This window comes from Paraburkholderia sp. BR13444 (assembly GCF_040948755.1).
GTDB classification, from domain to species: domain Bacteria; phylum Pseudomonadota; class Gammaproteobacteria; order Burkholderiales; family Burkholderiaceae; genus Paraburkholderia; species Paraburkholderia youngii.
This window is the reverse complement of record NZ_JBFPKM010000009.1, coordinates 212036-233512: the sequence shown is the minus strand read 5'-3', so window position 1 is coordinate 233512 and position 21477 is coordinate 212036. Positions and strand designations below refer to the sequence as shown.

The 21477-nt window shown below is 61.7% G+C and carries 16 protein-coding genes and 1 pseudogene; 7 read left to right on the top strand and 10 right to left on the bottom strand.

Features of this window, described 5'->3' with window-relative positions; translation table 11 throughout:
* Positions 1-18: 18 nt before the first annotated feature.
* The 4 genes and pseudogenes from AB3X95_RS25095 (at position 19) to AB3X95_RS25080 (ending at position 1748) form a co-directional block, all read left to right on the top strand.
* A complete protein-coding gene (locus tag AB3X95_RS25095) occupies positions 19-195 on the top strand; it encodes a hypothetical protein (protein WP_368622827.1) in 177 nt (58 codons plus the stop codon).
* Positions 171-410 (top strand): annotated as a pseudogene (locus AB3X95_RS25090) (altronate dehydratase); the annotation flags it as partial. The gene AB3X95_RS25095 and the pseudogene AB3X95_RS25090, both read left to right, overlap by 25 nt.
* Before the next feature lie 66 nt (positions 411-476).
* The gene (locus AB3X95_RS25085; RefSeq protein ID WP_176120974.1) at positions 477-899 is read left to right on the top strand and encodes an RbsD/FucU family protein; all 423 of its coding nucleotides are present in this window, start codon (positions 477-479) and stop codon (positions 897-899) included.
* 24 nt (positions 900-923) lie between these two features.
* Entirely contained in the window at positions 924-1748 is an 825-nt protein-coding gene (locus tag AB3X95_RS25080; RefSeq protein WP_368622826.1) for an amidohydrolase, read from the top strand.
* A 570-nt stretch (positions 1749-2318) separates the two neighbouring features.
* Here the strand turns inward: AB3X95_RS25080 and AB3X95_RS25075 are convergent.
* Positions 2319-3218, bottom strand: a complete 900-nt coding sequence (locus AB3X95_RS25075; protein WP_176366488.1) for a LysR family transcriptional regulator — start codon at positions 3216-3218, stop codon at positions 2319-2321.
* A gap of 55 nt (positions 3219-3273) precedes the next feature.
* Positions 3274-3942, bottom strand: coding sequence for a TetR/AcrR family transcriptional regulator (locus tag AB3X95_RS25070; RefSeq protein WP_368622825.1), 669 nt, complete (start codon positions 3940-3942; stop codon positions 3274-3276).
* 391 nt (positions 3943-4333) lie between these two features.
* Between AB3X95_RS25070 and AB3X95_RS25065 the strand changes: the two genes are divergently transcribed.
* Complete coding sequence (locus AB3X95_RS25065; RefSeq protein WP_176110496.1) at positions 4334-5089, top strand: TetR/AcrR family transcriptional regulator; 756 nt, start codon at positions 4334-4336, stop codon at positions 5087-5089.
* Between the two features lie 68 nt (positions 5090-5157).
* Here the strand turns inward: AB3X95_RS25065 and AB3X95_RS25060 are convergent, their stop codons facing one another.
* The 6 genes from AB3X95_RS25060 to AB3X95_RS25035 all read right to left on the bottom strand — a co-directional run bounded on the left by AB3X95_RS25060 (position 5158) and on the right by AB3X95_RS25035 (position 14827).
* Positions 5158-5898, bottom strand: coding sequence for a membrane integrity-associated transporter subunit PqiC (locus AB3X95_RS25060; protein ID WP_368622824.1), 741 nt, complete (start codon positions 5896-5898; stop codon positions 5158-5160).
* Positions 5895-7490, bottom strand: a complete 1596-nt coding sequence (locus AB3X95_RS25055) for an intermembrane transport protein PqiB (RefSeq protein WP_368622823.1) — start codon at positions 7488-7490, stop codon at positions 5895-5897. The genes AB3X95_RS25060 and AB3X95_RS25055 overlap by 4 nt, the downstream gene beginning before the upstream one ends.
* Positions 7462-8883, bottom strand: a complete 1422-nt coding sequence (locus tag AB3X95_RS25050) for a paraquat-inducible protein A (RefSeq protein ID WP_368622897.1) — start codon at positions 8881-8883, stop codon at positions 7462-7464. Before AB3X95_RS25050 ends, AB3X95_RS25055 begins: the two co-directional genes overlap by 29 nt.
* A 165-nt stretch (positions 8884-9048) precedes the next feature.
* Positions 9049-10530 carry an efflux transporter outer membrane subunit gene (locus AB3X95_RS25045; RefSeq protein ID WP_176366485.1) on the bottom strand — a complete coding sequence of 494 codons (1482 nt, stop codon included), beginning with the start codon at positions 10528-10530 and terminating at the stop codon, positions 9049-9051.
* A gap of 2 nt (positions 10531-10532) precedes the next feature.
* On the bottom strand, positions 10533-13706 hold the full coding sequence (locus AB3X95_RS25040) for an efflux RND transporter permease subunit (RefSeq protein WP_176366484.1): 3174 nt from the start codon (positions 13704-13706) through the stop codon (positions 10533-10535).
* Positions 13703-14827 (bottom strand): efflux RND transporter periplasmic adaptor subunit, encoded by a 1125-nt coding sequence (locus AB3X95_RS25035; RefSeq protein ID WP_368622896.1) that lies wholly within the window; start codon positions 14825-14827, stop codon positions 13703-13705. Before AB3X95_RS25035 ends, AB3X95_RS25040 begins: the two co-directional genes overlap by 4 nt.
* Positions 14828-15302: 475 nt before the next feature.
* Here AB3X95_RS25035 and AB3X95_RS25030 point away from each other — a divergent pair, with 475 nt between their 5' ends.
* Positions 15303-16064, top strand: a complete 762-nt coding sequence (locus AB3X95_RS25030; protein WP_176366482.1) for a TetR/AcrR family transcriptional regulator — start codon at positions 15303-15305, stop codon at positions 16062-16064.
* A gap of 103 nt (positions 16065-16167) precedes the next feature.
* Here AB3X95_RS25030 and AB3X95_RS25025 read toward each other — a convergent pair whose 3' ends face one another.
* Both AB3X95_RS25025 and AB3X95_RS25020 read right to left on the bottom strand, forming a co-directional pair.
* Complete coding sequence (locus AB3X95_RS25025) at positions 16168-17223, bottom strand: AI-2E family transporter (protein ID WP_176120963.1); 1056 nt, start codon at positions 17221-17223, stop codon at positions 16168-16170.
* Between the two features lie 357 nt (positions 17224-17580).
* Entirely contained in the window at positions 17581-17763 is a 183-nt protein-coding gene (locus AB3X95_RS25020; protein WP_368622822.1) for a hypothetical protein, read from the bottom strand.
* Between the two features lie 1039 nt (positions 17764-18802).
* On the opposite strand from AB3X95_RS25020, the gene AB3X95_RS25015 reads away from it, so the two are divergent.
* Positions 18803-21343: a DUF3772 domain-containing protein gene (locus tag AB3X95_RS25015; RefSeq protein WP_368622821.1), complete on the top strand. Its 2541-nt coding sequence runs from the start codon at positions 18803-18805 to the stop codon at positions 21341-21343.
* The last annotated feature ends 134 nt before the right edge of the window (positions 21344-21477 follow it).

Below are 21477 nucleotides of genomic sequence, written 5' to 3'. Positions count from 1 at the left end.
CTGCGTGGAGATCGTCCAATGCCTACGACCCTGAAATCTGCAGCAACACCAACGCTCGCAGCGCATGCCGCAACCACGGACGCCATCATCCGGCTGCATGCCGATGACGATGTCGTGATCGCCCGCGACCAGCTCGTGGCGGGTATGCGCGTGGGCAGCGACGTCAAGGTGGATGCGCGCCGTCGCCGTCACTGAAACTCGGGACGAATACGGCGCTCTGGCAACGACAGCAGGAGGATATCGATCTGAACTGCGGTGCCGTCATCGATGGCACGCGCACGGTCGATGAGTTGGGCGAGGAAATTTTCCAACTGATGCTGGCCACTGCTTCGGGCCAGAAGTCGAAAAGCGAACTGCATGGATACGGCCAGAATGAGTTCGTGCCATGGCAGTTGGGCGCCATCACCTGAATCTGTCGGCCCTGATGTCAGCGGCCACGTGTGCAGGATCATCAAACATCATCTAACTGGATTCACATGCTCAAGAATCTCAACCCTTTGCTGACCGGCGATCTGCTGTCGATCCTTGCATCCATGGGGCACGGCGACGAACTGGTGATCGCCGATGCCAACTTCCCTGCTGCCGCGTGCGCCCGACGCCTTGTTGAGCTACCAGGCGTCGCCGCGACCGAAATCCTCGACGCGGTGTGTTCCGTGTTTCCTTTGGACGACTTCGTGCCAAATCCGGCTGCCGTCATGCGGGCTCCAGATGAAAGCCCCGAGATTCACCGGCAGTTCGAGGCGACCATCGCGCAAGCCGAAGGACGCGTGCTCGAACTCGAGCTGCTCGATCGCTTCGAGTTCTACGAGCGTGCTCGGGCCGCGTTCGCGGTCGTCGCTTCAGGCGAGCGCCGACTATACGGCAACATCATCCTCAAGAAAGGGGTGGTACGTCTGTAATCTGCGTGGAGAAACCTGAACGTCATGCTCGATGCACACCAGCATTTCTGGCGAGTCGATCGTGGAGATTACGACTGGCTTGGTCCGCACCTTCAACCGCTCAATCGCGACTTTGAGCCTGCCGACCTGCTGCCGCACCTGTCCAGGGCCGGCATCACGCGTACGATCGTCGTCCAGGCCGCGCAAACCGAGGGCGAAACGGTCTATTTGCTCGATCTCGCGGAGCAGCACGATTTCATCGCAGGTGTGGTCGGGTGGCTCGACATGGAGGCCGACGATTTCGAGCACAAGCTTGACCGCTTCGCGACGTATCCGAAGTTCGTCGGCTTGAGGCCCATGTTGCAAGACCTGCCCGACGACGCCTGGATCGTACGGCCGCGCGTGCTCGATGCCTTGAGGGTGATGGCACGGAAGAACGTTCCGTTCGACATACTGAGCTTTCCGCGACATTTGCGTCATGTGCAGCGTGCCCTGGAGCACACTCCCACGCTGCGTGCGGTCGTCGATCACATGTCCAAGCCAGATATCGCACATCAAACGTTTGAGCCGTGGAAAGAAGACATGGCGACATTGGCAAAACTTCCAAATGTCTTCTGCAAGCTGTCGGGACTGGTTACCGAAGCGAGCGAACACTGGCAATACAGCGATTTCGTCCCTTACGTCGATCATGTCGTTGAGTCATTCGGCGCGCAACGCCTGATGTTCGGCAGCGACTGGCCGGTCTGTACGCTGCGCGCGACCCACGCCGAAGTAGCGAATCTGATGCGCACGCTTCTCGCACGGCATTTTGGGGGCGACGCGCTGCACGACATCTTCGAGGCGAACGCCGCTCGCTTTTACGGCGTCTGAATCGCTTCCTCGCGATTCTTCGCTTCGCGGCCCTGACACGCCTGAAGCCGCCGCGCGCCGGGGAGCGACTGACTTTGATCCTAAAAATAAAACTGTCAGAACTGCGCCGCATCTACCTTGAATTTTAAGACTCGCTGAAAAACGTCAAACGGCGACTTGTCGGCCACCTAGATCGATGAATGAAAAACTAAAAGTGAAAACCGGCAAACTTTGATACATCAGCAGCGAGGCGCTTTTACGGCCAGGTGTCCCGCGCTGGGTGCGGCGAAACCGCGTTAGTGGCGGTCACGCGCACCTAGATTCTTCCTCCCACAGATCGGCAAGTGCCCGACGATACATCGCATCGTGATCCCAACAAGGCGAGCCAAGGACATGTGGACTGGCTAAGACTTCCGGCGCGCTCAGCGAGCGCTTCCCGGACCACGCTGCCTTGTACTGGGCGAGCGCGGGCTTGATCTGTTCGAACTGAAACGCCGACCAGCGTCCCTTCTCGCGCCTCGCTCCAGCATGGTCCGTCCCGGCAGCCCGCACAGTCGACGCGCCTTCGGTCGTCGTTGAGCGGCGAGTCGCTTACATGCCCCGTTCAAAGAACTCCGCGCTATGGTCGATGAATGCCCTGACCTTTGCGGGTAATAGCGTGCGGCCGATATAGGCCAGTCGGACTTCAGCCGCCGTATCGACGATCTCGAAGCCTTCAAGCAGACGTACCAGTCGGCCAGCCTTGATGTCCTGCTCCACAAGCGCGAAGGGAAGCAATCCCACACCGTATCCCTCGAGAATGATGTCGCGATTGAATATCGGGTTATTCGAGGCGATCTCGTATTTGATCTGGACTGCGACGGTTTCGTGATCGATCTGGAACGTAAGGGTTGGTTTATGCATCGAGGGCGGCACCGTGACGAACACATGATCGGCCAGCTCCGCAGGATGCCGCGGCGGTGGACGCCTGCCGAGGTACGCCTGCGTAGTGACGATGACCAGCGGCAGGCGTTGGAGAAGCCGCGTCACGGCAAGATCCGTCGCGAGCATGAACGGTAGCACGATGCCCAGATCGTACCCGTCGGCCGTCAGGTCGACAGATCGCTCTGTCAAAGTGATATCCAGACCGATATTTGGATGCTTGCGCTTGAACGACGCCATCAACGGCGCGAGCCATGTCAACGCAGCCGTAGTGTGCGCGACCACACGTAATACGCCTGCCGGTAGTCGCCCATGACCTGCAGCGCTCGCTTCCAGGCGATCCAGATCGTCGAGAATGCGACAGCACCCCTCGTAAAAGTGCTCCGCGGCTTCCGTGAGAGAAAACTGCCGCGTCGAACGGTGAAACAGTCGTGCTCCCAGACGCTCCTCCAGCGAGGCTATCGAGCGTGAAACAACTGAAGGTGACAGGTCCATCATTTCGCCCGCGCGCCGGAAGTTTCTCACTTCGACGATCGTGCGGAAAAGACGCAAGCTTTCTATATATTCCATGATCTACGTTTCGAGCGCCTGGACGCGTTGCAATCGCAACACTTTGCGACCTCGTTCAACGATTCTCGACAGTGCAGCGCTGGTGCCATCCCATCGGCGGCGATTTTTCCGTTGACTGCTGATGCAGTACGGACGAAGCAAATTGCGCTAGCACTGTCTGGCCCAACTGGTCGATCGCACTCTGCGGATAGCAGAGACTAAAGAGCTGCATGCCTTCGCAAAGGCTCACGAGGCAGAGCGCCAGCGCATCCGACGGCAGCGGCAATGCGCTGGCGCTTTCCCTCAGGAGCGTTTGAATATGGGCGCCGACCTGCAAAAGCTTCTCGCGTCGCAACCCATGAATGCGCTCCTGAAAGACGCTGTCGCGGCGTGCGAGGAGGTACGCCTCGACCCAAAGCGGAAAGCATTCTCGATCACGCCACAAACGCACCAGATTCGCAATCACGCGCGCGGTCGCTTGCTCAGGCGTGCCAGCATCCTGAAAAACCGCCCGCATATCCGCATGCGCCGCTTCGACGTCGCGCCGCAACAGTTCCGTCAGCAGATCCTGTTTGCTCCTGAAATTGGAGTAGAAAGCGCCCCTCGTGTACCCGGCGGCCTCGACGATGTCCTCCACGGTCGTCGCCGCGAAGCCCTTCCCGAGGAACATGGTCCTTGCGGCACCGTACAGGCGCTCCCGGGTCTGCTCTTTTCTGCGCGCGTGGCTCAGGCGTTCGTGCTTCATGGCGTGGCTCGAGGCGATCTCACTGTCCGTGATCATCTGCGCAAGACGAACCTGTGAAATCGCCGTCTCTCGTTGTGCCGCTGGGACCGACATCATGGTTTCCCGTGGATGCTCGACATTACACTCATAATTGATATTTGTGTCAATCAAGAAATTGAGGGCGCGAGCGACGCTTCAGTTGACCTCGACTAAAGCCCGGATGGGCCGTTGGGTAAGGTGATGCCGGCCGCTGAGCGCAATGCCGGTTCTGTTTGCTGTCTCCACAGTCACTCCGTCTGTTCTAGTAAGACCGGCTTTTGCTGCCGTTCATGACATCCGACTCATCACTGATCGCTTTGTCAATAAAGACATTCGAATCTATACTGTGGCTATGCCCAGAACTGGATTCACCATGACAACCACGACAAAGCGCGCGGCAGCCAGGCGCTCCCCGGCTAAGGCGTCCGCCTCCCCGGCTCCCGTCATCGAAGAAAAAGAACCTCGCGGCGCCCGCCGCAAGCGCGAGACGCGCGCCCGTCTGCTCGACGCCGCCCTCAGGCTGATGGCCGAAAGGGGCATGGAAGGCGTGGCGATCAATGAAATCACCGAGGCCGCCGATGTCGGCTTTGGCTCCTTCTATAACCACTTCGAGTCGAAGGAAGCGATCTACGCGACGCTCGTCGACAACGTATTCGAAGAGTTTGCGAACGTGCTGGATCGCCTCGCGGGAGGCATTACCGATCCCGCGGAAGTAGTGGCCGTCTCGGTGCGCCACACCGTGCTGCGCGCGCGGCACGATCCGGTGTGGGGACGCTTTCTGATTCGCGAAGGGTTTTCGGCGCCTGCGCTGAGTCGTGGACTGGCTCAGCGGCTTATGCGCGACATTCGAAATGGCATTGCGGCAAAGCGATTTGTCGTTGCCGACCCGTTTATCGGCTATCTCGCGGTGGGCGGCACCGTTCTGTCTGCCATCGCGGCCGAACTGAACTATGTCGCGCCGGGCGCAAGTGCCGCAGGTATGCTGAAGGAGCTGGGTTTCAGCGGCGAGCACTTTCCGGAGCGCACGGCAGCCATGTTGCTCCAGATACTCGGCCTGAAGCGCGCAGAGGCGGAAAAGATTGCCGCGCGTCCACTGCCGATCGTCGAGGTAGCCGACGAGGCAGCTTGAGGTCGCCAGTCGTGCGCGGAACGTCTCTGGCGATCGGTCCCTGTCCCGACTGGCGACGGGCTGCGAATTTATCCGCCGGAGCGCGGAGCCGCCGGCCTGTTTACCTCGGTTTGCGCACCGCCTGAAAATGGCGGGCAGGACAGCGTTGTCATTCCCGTTCCGCCGAGCCCACCCGTAAGGCCAGACGGCCGATCCACCGCGCTCGCCGCGGAGGCGCGCACGACCTCGGCTATCTGGTCAGCAATCGCATTGATCGCACGACGATGCCCCTCGACGATGCCCTGGTATCCGCCAGACACGGGCTCCGTCACAGTGCTGTGGCAAGTCAGCCTCTGCTGGCCCGCAGACCCGCTCACACTCCACACGGCGTCAACCAGCACATGTGAACCGGGCCACGATTCGAAGCGCTGAACATCGACGCCAATCTGATAGACAGGAACCGCATCGCCACGCCCAATCGCGCTGGCAGCGGATGCGGCGGCCTGCTGGCTCACGCGAGCCACGAGTGCATAGCGAATCTCGTCCGGAAGCGCCGACGACCATTGGTCGTCCTCAAGCACCTGCACCTGGGCCGCATTGACCTGCACCACAAGCTGGCTTCGGGCGACTGCGGCCGGCACTTTTACCGGGCGTACATCGATCCGCAATGCGGGGCTTGTCACACTCTTCGCGACATCCGGCTCTGCGTCGGTCCCGAGCGTATAGAAGCGCGTCGCCGGTGATGCGCACGCCGTCAGAACGGCCAGCCCAACGACAGAGACGAGTGTCCTCATCATGGTGCGGGACGAGCGGGATTGCCTCGCGATCATTGCTGGTCTCCTTTCTTGCCAAACAGCAGCGCCTGTGGATGCCGCTCCAGGTAGTCGGAGAGCGCATTGAGCGATTGCAGCGTGCGCGTGAGCTGCTGCATGGCGTCCTGAACGTCCGACTGCATCGGCGCGGTCTGCCGCAGCGTCGATTCCGCAGTCGCGAATGTCTTTTGCGCGGCAGCGAGCGTGTCGCGTGCCTGCGGCACGATCTCCGTGTCCATATGTCCGAACAGCTTGCTGGCGTTCGCCAGGGCACCGTCGAGGTTCGCGCCGATCCGGTCGAACGGCACCTGGTTCAGCTTCCTTGCGATGTCCGCTATCTGCACCTGGAGTTCGTCGAGCGTATTCGGCACCGTCGGCAGTTCGATCGGGTTGCTGTGCACGTTCACCGTCGCGCGAGGCGCTTTCGGGAACATGTCCAGCGCGACATACAGCTGCCCCGTCAGGAGATTGCCGGTGCGCAGTTGCCCGCGCAGTCCTTCCGTCACCAGGTGCTCTAGCATGTCGTGCCCGCCTGGCGTGTCCGGCGCCGGCAGCGCCTCGCTGGAGCGCCGGCTGAGGCGGTCAGGATAAAGCGCCATCGCCACCTTCATGCTGAAGCTCTTCTGCTTTTCGTCGTACTCGATGCCGATCTGCGTCACCTGCCCCAGCGCGATCCCGCGAAGATCGACGGGTGCGCCAACGGACAGTCCGCGCAAAGACTGATCGAAACGCATGACCACGTTGAGCGGCTGGCCGTCGGGCTCGCGCATGGCGTCCGATTCATCCGCGGCGAGCCGGAACTCCGCCTTGTCTGCCGCCGGTCGGCCCGCGTCCTGCCCGGCCGGAGACTGGAATGCCAGCCCTCCGACGACGACAGTCGCGAGCGATTGCGTATTGAGCTTCAGCCCGTTGGAGTCAAGACGCAGATCGACGCCGCTTGCATGCCACCACCGCGTATTGGTACCGACGTACTGGTCGTACGGTGCATTCACGAACACATTCACGATGACGCCCGCGCCGTGAGGATCGAGCGAGTAACCGATCACCTGACCCGCCTGGATACGGTGGTAGAAGATGGGGGCGCCGATATCGATCGAGCCCAGCGAGTCGCCTCGCAGCGTGTACTGATGCCCCGGTTGTCCCGTGGTGACAATAGGCGGACTTTCAAGACCGAGGAAGGCGGTTTGCCGCTCGGTCGAGCGCCCGATGTCCACGCCGATGTAGGCGCCCGAAAGCAGCGTACTGAGGCCGGAGATGCCATTGGCGCCGACGCGCGGGCGTACCACCCAGAACCGCGTGCCTTGCGTGGCAAACTTCTCTGCGTCCTTGCTCAACTGGATACTCGCGATAACGTGCCGCAAATCCGCGGACAACGCGACGCCTTGCACGACACCGATTTCAACGTCCTTGTACTTGACCTTCGTCTTGCCCGCCTCTATACCCTCGGCGTTATTGAAGGTGACCGTCACGACGGGTCCTTTTTCCGCAACGGATTTGACCACCAGAGCAACACCGATCAATGCCGAGATCAGGGGCACTAACCATATGAGGGATGGCAGCCAACGCTTGCGCGGCTTGACGTCAGGTCTGGATAGATTGGAAAGATGCATCGTCTTTTTCAGAAATCGGGTTTTTCAGGAGAGGAGCAGCTAGAGCTTTATCGTTCGCAGTTGAAGCGGCACGCGGCCCCGGACCCACGTTGTCCCAGATGAGCCGAGGATCGAATTGATGCGATGCAAGCATGGTCAGGATCACAACCGCTCCGAAAGCGAGGGCGGCCGGTCCAGCAGTAATGACGGCGAGCGAGCCGAAATGCACCAATGTGACCGTCAGTGCAACGACGAACACGTCGAGCATCGACCACCGGCCAATGCGCTCGACGAGCCGGTACAGGGTCGCTCTTTCACGAGCGCGCCAGCCCGAACCGCGCGAAGCGGCCACCGTGAGAAGCGTGAGAACAACGAGCTTGAGAACCGGCACGAGAACGCTGGCGATGAAGACGACGACAGCGAGCGGCCAGTCTCCCGAGGTCCAGAAATACGCCACGCCGCCAAGGATCGTGTCGTCTTCCGAGCCGCCCACGGATGACGCGTGCATGATCGGCAGCAGATTCGCCGGAATGTAGGCAATCGCGGCGGCAAGAAGCAGACTGGCCGTCCGCGTGAGACTGTCGGGCCTGCGTTCGTGCAGCACATGGTGGCATCGGGTGCAGCGCTGGTGAGCATCCCGTTCGCTACGCGTCTGAACGAGTCCGCATGCGTGACAGCCGACAAGTCCGGCTCGCCGTGCCGTGATGGCGGTCGACGAACTGGCTTTGCGCGCCCCCGAGGGCCGCACGAGCCGCTGTCGCCCGGTGCTCACCTTCGACCACCGAACGTCAGCCATTCGCGAGCGCCTGATTTCTTCACTGATCGCCCAAAGCCCGCTCGGGTCGAATGAAGCAACCACGCCCAGCATGACGGTCAGCGTGCCTAATGCGAACAACCCCGGTCCCGGGATCACTTGCGCGATGCTGACCATCTTCTCAATCGTCACAAGCACGCCGAGCATGAACACTTCAACCATGCCCCACGGCCGGACGATCTGCACGAGACGCACCATCGCATTGAAACGGGGTGGCCGTATACCCAACCTCAGCGGCACCAGCACATAGAGCAATGCGAGCAATTCGATCAACGGAAAAAGTACCGCCGAGCACAACACCATCACCGCGACGACACGCATGTCGCCGAACCACAGCGAGCGCACGGCGCCAAACAGCGTCGCCTCGGATGTCATGCCGTTCGCGTGCATTTCGATGAGCGGGAAACTCTGCGCGATACAAAAAACGATCAACGCGGCGAGCGTCACAGCGCAAATCCAGTCGAGCGACAATGCGCAACCCGGTAGCGCTGCGAAGCCCGCACCGCATCGCGAGCAGGCCGCGCGGTGCCTTTTCACGTCAGCGGGCTTGCGAAACAACAGGTCGCATTCGTGGCAGACAATCAGTCTTTGGTAATCCATACGGAAATAAAGCGGAAAACCGCGGGCATTCACACTCGCAGCAGGCCCAGACCGCGCGTTGCGGCGCGGCCTCCAGCCGGCAATCGATGTGAGTCCAACGGCTATCGACGTGGCTCGAGCCACTGCTGAACGGCGAGGGCGGTCCCGCTGGATCGCCCTCGTGTGTCACGAGCGCCCGGTCTTTGCAGTCGAGGCGGTCGCTTGCTGGGCGTCGGGCAGTTCTCCCATCGCCTGGAAGAGCGCCGCGGTATCGCCCATGCGCTGACCTGCGGCGCGTGCTGCTGCGATTTGCGCGTTCAGGTAGCGCGATTCGCTGGCGTGCGTTGCCGCCGAAGGCAGCGAGCCCATGCGGTGGCGCGACGCGGTGTCGTCGAATGCCGTGCGCGCGGCATCGGCGGCGGCTTCGCTCGACGCCAGAGTCTGTGCGTCGTTATCCAGCGCGGCGAGCGAATTCGCCACGTCCTCGAACGCAGAAAGCACGGTCGCCTTGTAGTGCAGCGCGGCAGCGTCGTACGCATCGATCGACGCGCGGCGTTGCGCGAACAGCGCGCCGCCATGGAAGATCGGCTGCGAAAGGCTCGCTCCGATGGCCCACAGCCCGCCCGCACCCGAAACGACTGCCGGCCAGCTGAAGCCGCCGCGCCCCATCGCGCCCGTCAGCGACAGGCTCGGGAAGAGTTGCGCCGTTGCCTCGCCCACGTCGGCGGCTGCGGCCTTGACGGCCGCGTCGGCTGCCTGGATGTCCGGGCGCGAGCGCAACAGGTCCGAAGGCACAGCGACGGGCACGTGCTCAGGCAGCGACAGGCTGTCCAGATCCGGCACGCTCGGGGCATTGTCCGGTGTACGGCCAATCAGCACCGCGAGTGCATGAATCGCGGTCGCGCGTTGCTGACGCAGTGCGGGCAAGCTCGCCGCGATGGAGGCCGCGTCCTGTTTCGACTCGAACGCCTGGGCTCGCGAAACCGAGCCGAGCGCGTAGCGCTGTGCGTCTTCGTTCGCCGCATCGTTCGATACGGCGGCGAGCCGCTCGGTGAGTGCAATCTCCCGGTCGAGGGCCGCCACGTTGATCGTGGCTGCCACGATGTTTGCCGCGAGCGCACGGCGCGACGCTTCCAGCTCGAACGCCTGCACATTCACGCGGGCCGCGCTCGCGGAGTTCGCATAGCGCGTCTGGCCGAACAGGTCGAACGTGTAATGCGCTTGCAGCTGCCCGGCAAAGAAGTTGTATTGCACCTGCTCGGGCAGGCCAAGCTGGGGCGCGACCGGTGAACGGGCGCGCTGGATCTGCGCGGTGCCATCGATCGATGGCAGCGTCGATGAGCCGATCTGAGCGCGCAATTGCTCCTGCGCCGATGCGAGCGTACGCTGCGTTGCCGCAAGCGTCGGGCTGTTGCGCAGTCCTTCGTCGACGAGTGCGTCCAGCGCGGCACAGTGGTAGAGCCGCCACCACTGCGGCCCCGGCGTGGCGCCGACATCGAAGGTCTGCGCAACGCCGCCTGCTGCCGCCGTCTTCGCAGGCTGCGCTTGCGCACCGTAATGCTCTGGAGACGGCATCGCCGGCGGCTCGCCGCTGGGCCCGAACGAACACGCCGTCATGGCGAACGCCGCGGCCGCCGCAAACACGGATGCCTTGTAAGTAAAACTCATGATCAAACCTCCGTATGCTCGACGACGACCGGTTGCTCGCCGCGCTCGTCACGACGGACCCTGAAGCAGGTCGCGTAGAGTGCCGGCAGGAAGAACACGGTCAACAATGTGGCCACGGTGATGCCGCCCATCAGCGCAGTCGCCATCGGCCCGAAAAAGCCCGAGCGCAGCAGCGGAATCAGCGCGAGCACGGCGGCGGCGGCCGTCAGCATGATCGGCCTGAAACGTCGCACCGTTGCGCCGATGATGGCGTCGAAGCGCGGGTGCCCCGCCGCGATGTCCTGATCGATCTGGTCGACGAGGATCACGGAGTTGCGCATGATGATGCCGAACATCGCGATCACGCCCAAGAGCGCGACGAAGCCGAACGGCTTGCCGAACAGCAGCAGCGCTGTCACGACGCCGATGAGACCCAGCGGCGCGGTCAGCACGACGATGAAGGTGCGCGCGAAGTTCTTCAGCTGGATCATCAGCAGCGTCAGCACCGCAATGATCATCAGCGGCATTTCCGCATTGATCGACGTCTGGCCCTTCACGCTCTCCTCGACCGCCCCGCCCACCTCGATCCGGTAGCCCACGGGGAGCTTTGCGCGCACAGCCGTGAGTGCGTTCTCGATGTCGTGCGTCACGTCGATGCCCTGCGCGTCGCCGCGCACGTCGGCCTGCACGGTGATGGTTGGCTGGCGGTCACGCTCCCAGATCACGCCATATTCGAGCGTGTCGCGCACGTGTCCGAGCGAGCCGAGCGGAACCGGGCCGTTCGGTGTCGGAATCGCAAGGCTCGTGAGCTTGGCGGGATCGACGCGCTCGCTCTTCGGCGCTCGCAGATCGACGTTGATCAGCTTGTCGCGCTCGCGGTACTGCGTGACGGTGTAGCCGGACAGCGTCATGGCCAGGAAGCTGGAAACGTCCGCTGACGTGACGCCAAGCTGGCGCGCGCGGTTCTGGTCGATCTCGAACGAAATCGAGCGTTCGGCCGGCTCATCCCAATCGAACTGGACGTTGCGCGTGCGCGAATCGGCACGGACTTTTTCCGCGACCGTATCCGCGATCGATCGCACCGTCGCGATGTCGTCACCGCTCACCCGGAACTTGATCGGGAAGCCCACGGGCGGACCGTTTTCGAGCCGTGCGACACGTGTGCGAGCACCAGAAAAGTCCTTCTCCAGTTTCGCGTCGAGCCAGCGCATCAGTTCCTCGCGTGTTTCGACGTCTTTGGCCGTGATCACGAACTGCGCGAAATTGGGCTGCTGGAGCTGCTGGTCGAGCGGGAGATAAAAGCGCGGGGCACCCGTGCCGACGAAGTCGACGTAGTGGTCGATCCCGGTCTTGCCATCGAGGACCTTCTCGAGGCGCTTCGATTCACGCAGCGTCGCCTCGAACGAAGCGCCTTCAGGCAGCCTCAGGTCGACCAGCAATTCAGGACGCTCGGAGTTCGGGAAGAACTGCTGCGGCACGCGCGTGAACGCAACCATGGCGAGCGCGAACAGGCCGCAGGTAACGCCGAGCACGATCCAGCGCCGCTCGATGCACCACGTGACCCAGCCCGACAGGCGTCGGTAGAAGCCGGTGTTGTAGACGGCGTGCTCATGGTCGTGCCCGGCGCCGGCGTGAGCCTTGCGCTCGGGCAGCATATGAAAGCCGAGCAGCGGCACCAGCACGACCGCCGCGAACCACGAGACGATCAGCGCGATGGCCGACACCTCGAAGATCGAGCGGGTGTACTCACCCGTGCTCGACTTCGCCAGCGCGATCGGCAAAAAGCCCGAGACTGTCACGAGCGTGCCGGTCAGCATCGGAAATGCGGTGCTCGAATACGCAAACGCCGCCGCGCGCATGCGGCTCCAGCCCTGCTCCAGCTTCACCGCCATCATTTCGACGGCAATGATCGCGTCATCGACCAGCAGCCCGAGCGCGAGCACGAGCGTGCCAAGCGAAACCTTGTCCAACCCGATACCGAAGGTATGCATGCACAGCGCGGTGACGGCAAGCACGATCGGGATCGTGATCACCACCACCATGCCCGTGCGCAGACCGAGCGAAACGAGGCTCACGACCAGCACGATCGCGACGGCTTCTCCGACCGAACGCACGAATTCGTCCACGGAGTGCTTGACCGCGTGCGGCATGCTAGAAACTGGCACGAGCTTCAGACCCGCCGGCAACGTTGCCTGCAGTTCGGCGGTCTTCGCGTCGAGCGCGCGGCCGAGGTCGATGACGTCGCCGCCCTTTTGCATCGTCACACCAATGCCGAGCACAGCCTGGCCGCCAACGCGGATCTGCGTGACGGGCGGATCGTCGTAACCGCGCCTGATCGTCGCAATGTCGCCGAGGCGGAACGAGCGCTTGTTGACGGTGATCAGCGTGTCCGCAAGCGCGCGCTCGTCCTTGAACGCGCCGCTCGGACGCACGAATACACGGTCGTCCGCCGTGGTGATCGTGCCGACAGGCGCGACGGCATTCTGCGCGTCGATCGCCTGAGCAAGCTGCTGCGGCGTGATCGAAAGACGCGTCAGTTGCGCGTTCGAAATCTCGACGAAGATGTGCTGATCGGGGTCGCCGAAGTAGTCGACCTTCGCAACGCCGGGCACCCGCAACAGCACCGTGCGCAGCCCGTCCGCATAGTCGTGCAGTTGCGCCGGTGAGAAGCCGTCGCCTTCGAGCGCATAGATGTTGGTATAGACGTCGCCGAATTCGTCGTTGAAGAACGGTCCGACCGTCCCCTTCGGAAGCGTCGCCTGGATGTCGCCGACTTTCTTGCGAACCTGGTACCAGGTCTCGGGCACCTCCTTGACCGGCGCCGAGTCCTTCATCGCGAAGAAGATCATCGACTCGCCGGGCCGCGAGTAGCTCTTGATGTTGTCCACATACGGCGCCGCCTGCAACTGGCGGCCGATGCGGTCGGTGATCTGCTCCTGCACTTCGCGGGCGGTCGCGCCCGGCCAGTACGTCTTGATCACCATTGTGCGAAACGTGAAGGGCGGATCTTCCGATTGCGCGAGGTGCGTGTAGCCGATCACACCGAACAGCGTGGCGAGCCCGATCAGAAATATCACGAGCTGCTGGTGCGTCAGCGCCCATGCGGAGAGGTTGAAGCCCGTACCGCTCGCGCGTTCCTCGCCAGAAGCATTTGCCGGCGCCCGTTCGACCGAAGTTTCGTTGTCGCGCGCGTTCATACCGAGCCCTCCCGATGCAGCGGAGGCACCACTTGAACTTGCTCCCCGGAGCTCACGGCATGCACCCCCTGCATGATCACCCGGTCGCCATCGTGCAGTCCCGCACTGAGCGAGACCGTGCGCTCGTCATACCGCTGTATCGTGACGGGGCGCAACTCGAGCGTGTCGCTGCCTTTACGCACGACCCACACGGCCGGGTTATCACCCTTGTGAAAGAGCGCCGTCACCGGAAGCGTAAAGGTCTGGCCGGCAACCATATCGTCGGCTGAGCTGAAAGCCACATTCGCGGTCATGCCAAGACGCACGTCGGGACCCGGCGCAGTCAGCGTGAGCTTCACGCGCCACGTGCGGCTTTCGGGGTCGGCCGCCGCCGACACCTCGCGCACCTGCGCTTCAAACGTCTTGCCGGGCAGCGCTGGCAAGGTGACGCGCGCCTTGCTGCCGACGGCCAGAGAGCTCACGGTCCTTTCGGGCGCGTCGCAAACGATATCGATGTCGCCGGTCCAGTCGAGGTGATACACAGCCTGCGTTGCCTGAACATTCTGGCCGGTATCCGCATCCTCCGATGTGATGACACCGTCGTGGTCCGCGGTCAGCGTCGCATAGCGCAGGTGATCCGTCGCTAGCGCCATCTGCGCGAGAGCGGAAGTGCGCTGTGCGAGTGCGGAAGCGTAGGCATCCTGAGTTTGCTCAAGCTGCGACGGCGCAATGAGGTTTGCGCGCGCCTGCGCTTCATCGCGGTCGAGCTGCTGCTTCGCGAAGACAAGGCGATGCTCAGCCGCATCGAGTTGCGCGCGCGCATTGACGAGGTTGTTCTGCAGATCCGTCGGATCTAGCAGCGCAACGGTCTGTCCCGCCTTGACCGTATCGCCGATATGCACTCGGCGCTCGATGACCTTGCCTCCCACCCGGAACGATAAAGGCGTGGAGTAGCGCGCCTCCACCTGTGCAGGCAGCGAGGTGGTGTCGACGCGCTCATCCGGGTGAACCGCCAGCGCGACGACGGGCTTGACCTCGGCGACCACTGCGTCGCGCTGGTGGCATGCGCCAAGGACGATGGCGCTGCATGCCGCAAGGGCGACAGTTGCCTTACGTGTGGATGGAAGGAAGCAAGGTAACAGGGAGCGCACTCGTTTCAGCGCGACAAGACCGGAATGTTTCACGATGTTCACACAAGGCAGGTGACGAAGTCAGGTGGAAAAGTCGTCCGCGCCAATGGCCAGCCGCGCCCGCCGGACGTGCGTTGCCAGTAACGCGAAAACAAAGCCATTGATGCCGAATTAATCCTCTTTGATGACCCGATGGAACGGCGGCACAAGTTCCTTGACAGACCATCGCATCGGGTAAGCAACACGTGCCTCGAAGCGGGTCGGCGCCATTTGACAGGCACATCGCTGATGCACGCGCTCTCTGCACGACGTGTGCGGACTTGGGCGCGGGGCAACTGGTAGCGGCCCGGAGACTTGTTCGCCGCTTGCCGGTTCCGCCGTTTTCCCGCTTCCGCCGTCGCACAGATGACATTAAATCCATTTCTGATTCTATTGTCAACTATGAGATTTAAATCTACAATCTGCCGCATACAGAGGAGGAGTTGACATGCCCAACGTTCCGAGTTCGCGCACGAACCGTCGGCAACCAATGAAGGGATCCAGTCCATCCAATTCCGGCCGCGAATCCATCGCAGCACGATCGCCGCGCGTGGCACGGCGCCAGTTCGAAACGCGGCTTCGTCTGCTCGATGCTGCGTTCGAACTGGTGGCGCAGAAGGGAATGGACGGCGTCACGATCACCGAGATCACGAACGCCGCCAACGTGGGATTCGGGTCCTTTTACAACTACTTCGACTCAAAGGAAGGGATCTTCGCCGCGCTTGTCGAATGGCTGTTCGAGGAATTCGCCGGTACGCTCGATCGCCTGGCCGCGGGATTGCCGGACCCAGCCGAAGCGGTTGCAGTGTCGGTGCGTCATACGCTTTTACGCGCGTATCGGGAGCCCGTTTGGGGGCAACTCCTGATACGCGAAGGGCTGTCCACACGCGTACTGAGCAGGGGACTCGGTCAGCGGCTGCTGCGGGATACGAAGAGAGGGATTTCGGAACGACGCTTCATGGTCGCGGACGAACTGATGTGTGTGTTTTCCGTGATCGGCACTGTCGTCGCTGGAGTAGCAGCTGAGCTTCACTTCTCCGGATTTTCAAAACAGGCGGTTCGCGCACGAAAGACCCTTCGATCCAGGCACGACAAGTTCGCCGAGAGTACGGCGGCCATGGTGCTGCAGGCGTTCGGCATCAAGCGCGCGGAAGCAGAAAAGATTGCTCGCCGTCCACTTCCTTCACCCCCTCGAGCGGCGCCCATCTGAAGCGATAGGCGGTTTCACGCTCGGCGCCGCACGCCTCGCAGGCAATCGAGCATCATCCGCTGTTTGTTGGCGCAGTGCGCAACTACTGCTGATCTAAAAACGATCAGTCCTGGTAAAGCGCACTTGCCAGATAGCCCCGCCGTAGTTCCCGCAACGCTGAAACAACGACGGCACTCACGGGCAGTGCCAGCAGCACGCCGAAGAATCCGAACAGTTGCCCAAACGCCAGCAACGAGAAAATAACCGCCAACGGATGCAGGCCAATGCGCTCGCCAACGAGCCTCGGTGTCAGAACGACACTCTCGAGGATCTGTCCGATTCCATATATGACGGCCACCGCTGCGAAGCCGTACCAGTTCCCGAATTGTAGAAACGCGGCGAGCAGCGCAAGAACCAGCGCGGTCGAGAAGCCGATATACGGCACGAACACGGCAAATGCAGTGAGAAGGCCGACAGGCAGCGCGATGTCCAGCCCGGCGATCGCCAGCGCTGCGGGGTAAAACACCGCAAGTATCACGACGACAAGCAGTTGCCCACGGAGATACTGCGCCAGCATCTGGTCGATCTCGGCAACGAAGTGGCGAGTTTTTCCGAGCCAGCGCCGCGGCACAAAACTCTCCATGCGCTCGAGCGCCTCGTGCCTGTCGTAGAGAAGATAGAAAAGAACGACCGGCACCAGCACCGCATTGCCCACGAGGCTGAACATCACATTGCCGCTCGTGCGCAAGTACTGCCAGACAGCGAGGACTGCGCCGTGTTCGCCTGAAGTCAGTCGCGCTGCCAATGCGTCGCGAACATGCCCCAGATCGAGCGAATGGTTGATCCCGAGGAAAGCCAGCCGGGGTTTCAGCGCAGCGTCCAGTTTGGACGCCAACGAAGGCAGCTCTTTTGCGAGTTCGGGCCCTTCTCTCTGGATGACCGCGAATACCAGCAAAACAAGCAGCAGAACAAGCGACGCGAACAGGGAAATCATGACAAACGCCGCGAGACCGCGGGGTGCGCGATGCCGTACGAGCCACTCCACGCCTGGCTGCAAAACGTACGCGATCATGGCACCGAGTAAAAACGGCGTCAGGACGGGACGCAGGACCCATAACAGGATGCCAGCCGCTAGGGCAACGGCTCCCCAGAACAATGATTGGCGATGGTAGACAGTCATACGTAAGACCTTTCCGCGTTAAAGCTCAGTTCGGCAGGCGAGCGGCGCTGCACAATTCGCCTGGCTCGCATGCGCTGCCCTTATCCTGCCGTCATCGCCGCACATTTGCCGTCCCCGCGTGGGGACAGTGGCGACACACCTGCAATCCGCATGAGTGATATTATCATCATTATTGGATGGATCGTCAATCATGAACTGGATCTGCCCTGTTCCGGGACATGCGTAATACCTGACGACAGCGATAACCGCATTGGCATCGACCATTAACGGCAGGAGCAGTGCGGCAAGCGATCTGTTCATTGACACCTCCCCGGAGCGTTGCATGTGTTCTCGGGCAGCCACGCGGGCCACTGAAGTTCAGTGCATCTGCCCGCTATTCAGTGCGAGCAGGCGCTCCAGTTCTAGCAGGGCCTCGCCAAGCAGGTCGATGGCGCCGTTGGGCGTGGACGCCGTCGCTGCACTGCGAAGCGCGGCCTGCACGATCTGGTGAGCGCTTTCTGGCCTTGCTTTACCGATCCTCGCGATGAATGGCTTTTCCATAAGTACTCCTTCTCTCGACAATAAGAATCCGGCACCTGATGGATGAGGTGACGGCGGCGGGAAGTATATGTGCCGTAGACCTTGAAGGAACGCTCGCAATTGTGTGTTTCCATCTTGCCAACGAAGGAGGCGATGGGCGTCCGTGGGAGCTCGCAAGGTTGCGCCCGGCGGAACTGTTCGTTGTCGTGCAGTTGCTTGTGAGTGTTTAGCGATTCGATAGACTCTCGCTCAACGAACTGACGGCTTGCTGCCCCAGCACGTTATTTCAGAAATCCGCGTCCTCTTATGTCCGACGCGCTAGTGGAGAGACCATCATCGTGAAGGCAAGAAAGTTCATCCCGGGTACCGTTCTCGCGTCTGCGCTAACCGTACCGGCTGTCTCATTCGCACACAGCACCAGCTCGCCAATGAGCGAGCTAGTGCACGCCCCGGTTCGGCCGCAGGGTGCAAGCTACCTGGACAGAACAAGCGCCGCCGCGGGCTACCCGATGGACTTTGCGTGCGCCAAGGCGCGGATGCAAGCCCAACAACAGGCGTTTGAACAATATGGTGGCGTGAGAAGCTCGTCCGCAAAGCAATCGACAGTCCAACCCGTTTCCGGCAGCGGCGTGATATCGGATATTTGAAGTTAGCGGCGAGAAAGTTCAGGTGGCCGGTTTTTTTCAGGGCGGCAAAGTTAACGCAACAGCCCCTCATGCAGCAGCTTTCGTCACAGCAGCTGACGCAGGCAACGTCTCAAGTCCAGAGCCAGCTTTCTTCACAGTCGCCGATCCAGGCCTCTAAACCGCCGACGCGTCCCTCGTCAGCGCTTCCGCAATTTTCTGCCGACGGCCCCACGATCTGTTACCGCGCGTTGCGTCGACGGGCGCTTGGCGCGAGTTCGCTACACTTATGGTTTTAATATCACCGATGATATACTAATCACTTTAGAAATCGGACAGCGAACGTCTCCTGCGCTACCGGCATGGGCACATCGGTGGATGGCACCTGCTGCGCCATGAGGCAGGCAATGACGTTTCGCGCGTCTCCTTCCCGAGCCATGCGACAAGTACTTCTGGTCACTTTCCGCGTCATCGTTCTTGCGTTGTGGGCCCTCGTCCCGGCCGTTGCATGCTCGGCGGGCGGTCCGTCTGCCGGGGCTGACCGCGGATACGTCGCGCCCATCGCTGGTGTGGGTTCTGAGCCGGCGGAAGCACTCAATGCGCTTCAGGCCAGGGAAGACGCGCTCAGGCAGCGAGCGTCGAGGGCAACCGGTGATGCCGAACTGATCAAACTGGACTCGCTGAGCCGGCGCATAGTCGACGACGTCGACAAATTGGTCGAAACCTCGCTGCAGCCCGAGCTTGAACGGACGCACGCGCAGCTCGATTTGCTCGGCGCGGCACCCGTCGCCGGTGCCATGCCGGAAACACCCGCCGTCGCCCAACAACGCGACGTCCTCACGGCGCAGCAAGCGCGGCTTGGTGCGCAGCTCAGGCAGGCGCGAAGCATTAAGGGCGATCTGGCCAACGTCGATGCACAGATCGGACGATTGCTCCACGAACATCTGAAAGACCAACTGGCGCTCCGCACCGACAGCATTCTGAGCACTGCGTTCTGGACACCCATGGTTCACCCGGAAGCGGCTGACTATCAGAGTCTGCGAGCGCTTGGAAAGCAGGTCGAAAAGCAGATGCAATCGATGTGGCAACCGGGACGCTTCCTCGCCACCACGATCCTTCTGCTGGCCGCGGTAGCCTGCGCAACAGTCGGTGCCAGCCTTCTTGAGCGAACGCTAGGATGGGTTTGCGTTCGCCGTCTGCCGGAAGGACGGCTGCGCCGCAGTGCTTTCGCGATATCGACCGTACTTGCGACGCTTGCGACCACTGTGGTTGCAATACACCTGGTCGGCGTGGCCATTGGCGGTCGACAAAGCTTGTCGCCCGCCCTGCAGACCTTCACTGACGAGCTTGTCAAGCACATCGTCAATTGTGCGTTGATCCTCGCACTTGGCAGGGCGTTCCTGTGTACAGAGCATCCTACCTGGCGCCTGCCTGCTATCGCTGATCCTGTGGCGCAGGCGCTCAGATCTTTTCCACGGACATTGGCCGCGCTCCTGCTGTTTTCAGGTGCGATAGAGCAGATCAACAGAGCGGTGGACACCAGCCTTCAAATCACGATTTTCACTCGCGGTCTGGTCGCGTTGATCGTCGCGTTGGCCATCGGCGCTTCGTTGCTTCATGCGAACCGGGTACGTACCGCTCTGGCCGCAGCCGGAAATTCGCCGGAAGGCCGGTCAACAGTTGCGGGTCTGATTCACGCTGCTGTCTGCGTTGTCGTAGTGGGCGCCCTGGCTGCATTGGTCTTCGGATACATTTCCGTTGCGCGTTTCCTGACCTACGAACTCGTGTGGTTCTATATCGTTCTGTGCAGTCTCTATTTTCTGGTGATGCTTACGCGCGATCTATGCGAAAGCATCTTTTTGCCGACGCATGCAAGCGGTAATACGATCAAGCATCTGTTTGGTCTCGAAGACGCCCATCTCGCGCAGATTTCGACAGTGCTTACCGGGGTTTTCCGAAGCACGCTCATCGTCGCCGCAGTCGTTGCGCTGCTCACAGGCGGTCTCGGAACAACGCCTGCGGACCTGATCGACAGCATTCTCGAGGTGCTGGGCGGCGACCGGCTGCGTGCGCTCAATATCGTCCCCGCTCACATCTTTAGCGCCGTGCTCACGGCCGGCGTCGGAATATATCTGGTGCGGTCCGTGCGCAAATGGTTAGACAGGGAGTTGCTGCCTAAGACGGAAATGAGTCCCGGAATGCGGGCGTCGCTGCTCACATTATTTGCGAACATCGGTTACGTGCTCGTCATACTGCAGTCGTTGTCGGTGCTAGGCGTCAGATGGCACAACCTTGCGTGGATAGTCAGTGCGTTGTCGGTGGGAATCGGTTTCGGTCTGCAGGAAATCGTAAAGAACTTTATTTCCGGACTAATCTTGCTCGCGGAGCGGCCGGTGAAGGTGGGCGACATGATCAGTATCGCCGGCATCGAGGGAGACATACGGCGCATTAGCGTGCGTGCCACCCAGATCCAGCTTGCGGACAAGTCGACTGTGATCGTGCCGAACTCACAGCTCATCTCGCAGAACGTGCGCAACGTCACGATGGGAAACACCACACAGGGTATCGCCTCCCTGGTGCTCACGTTCGCCCTCGACGTCGACCCGGAGCAAGTCCGCGACATTCTTCTCGATGCTTACAGGGATCATCCTTCGGTTCTGGCACATCCGGCGCCATCCGTCATGTTCAGTCAGTTGACGCCCGAAGGCATTACGCTCACCGTTACGGGGCATGTGAGGAGCCCCAGGGTCGCTGCCGACACCAAAAGCGAACTCCTGTTCGCCATCCTCAAGCGGCTCCGTGGCGCGGACATCCCTTTGTCGAACCCACGAACGGTTTTGATCCATGCACCGCGCGGCTGTCTCCCCAATGGGCTTGGGGCGGCTGCGGGTGGACCGCACCATAGCAGTTCTTCGTCAGCCGGCACAACGAGCGTATCGGCGAACACGCGAAATATTGCGAGCGGCGTCGAGGCGTAGCGCAGGTCTTGCGAGGATTGTCAGTCGACCGGCCTGCATAAACCCATCAGCGCCAGTAAACGCCCTGCACAAGTTGTTGGTGCTCGACGCTCCACTCGTCGCCGGGCGGCGCCGTTCTTTCGGGTTGAGGCGCG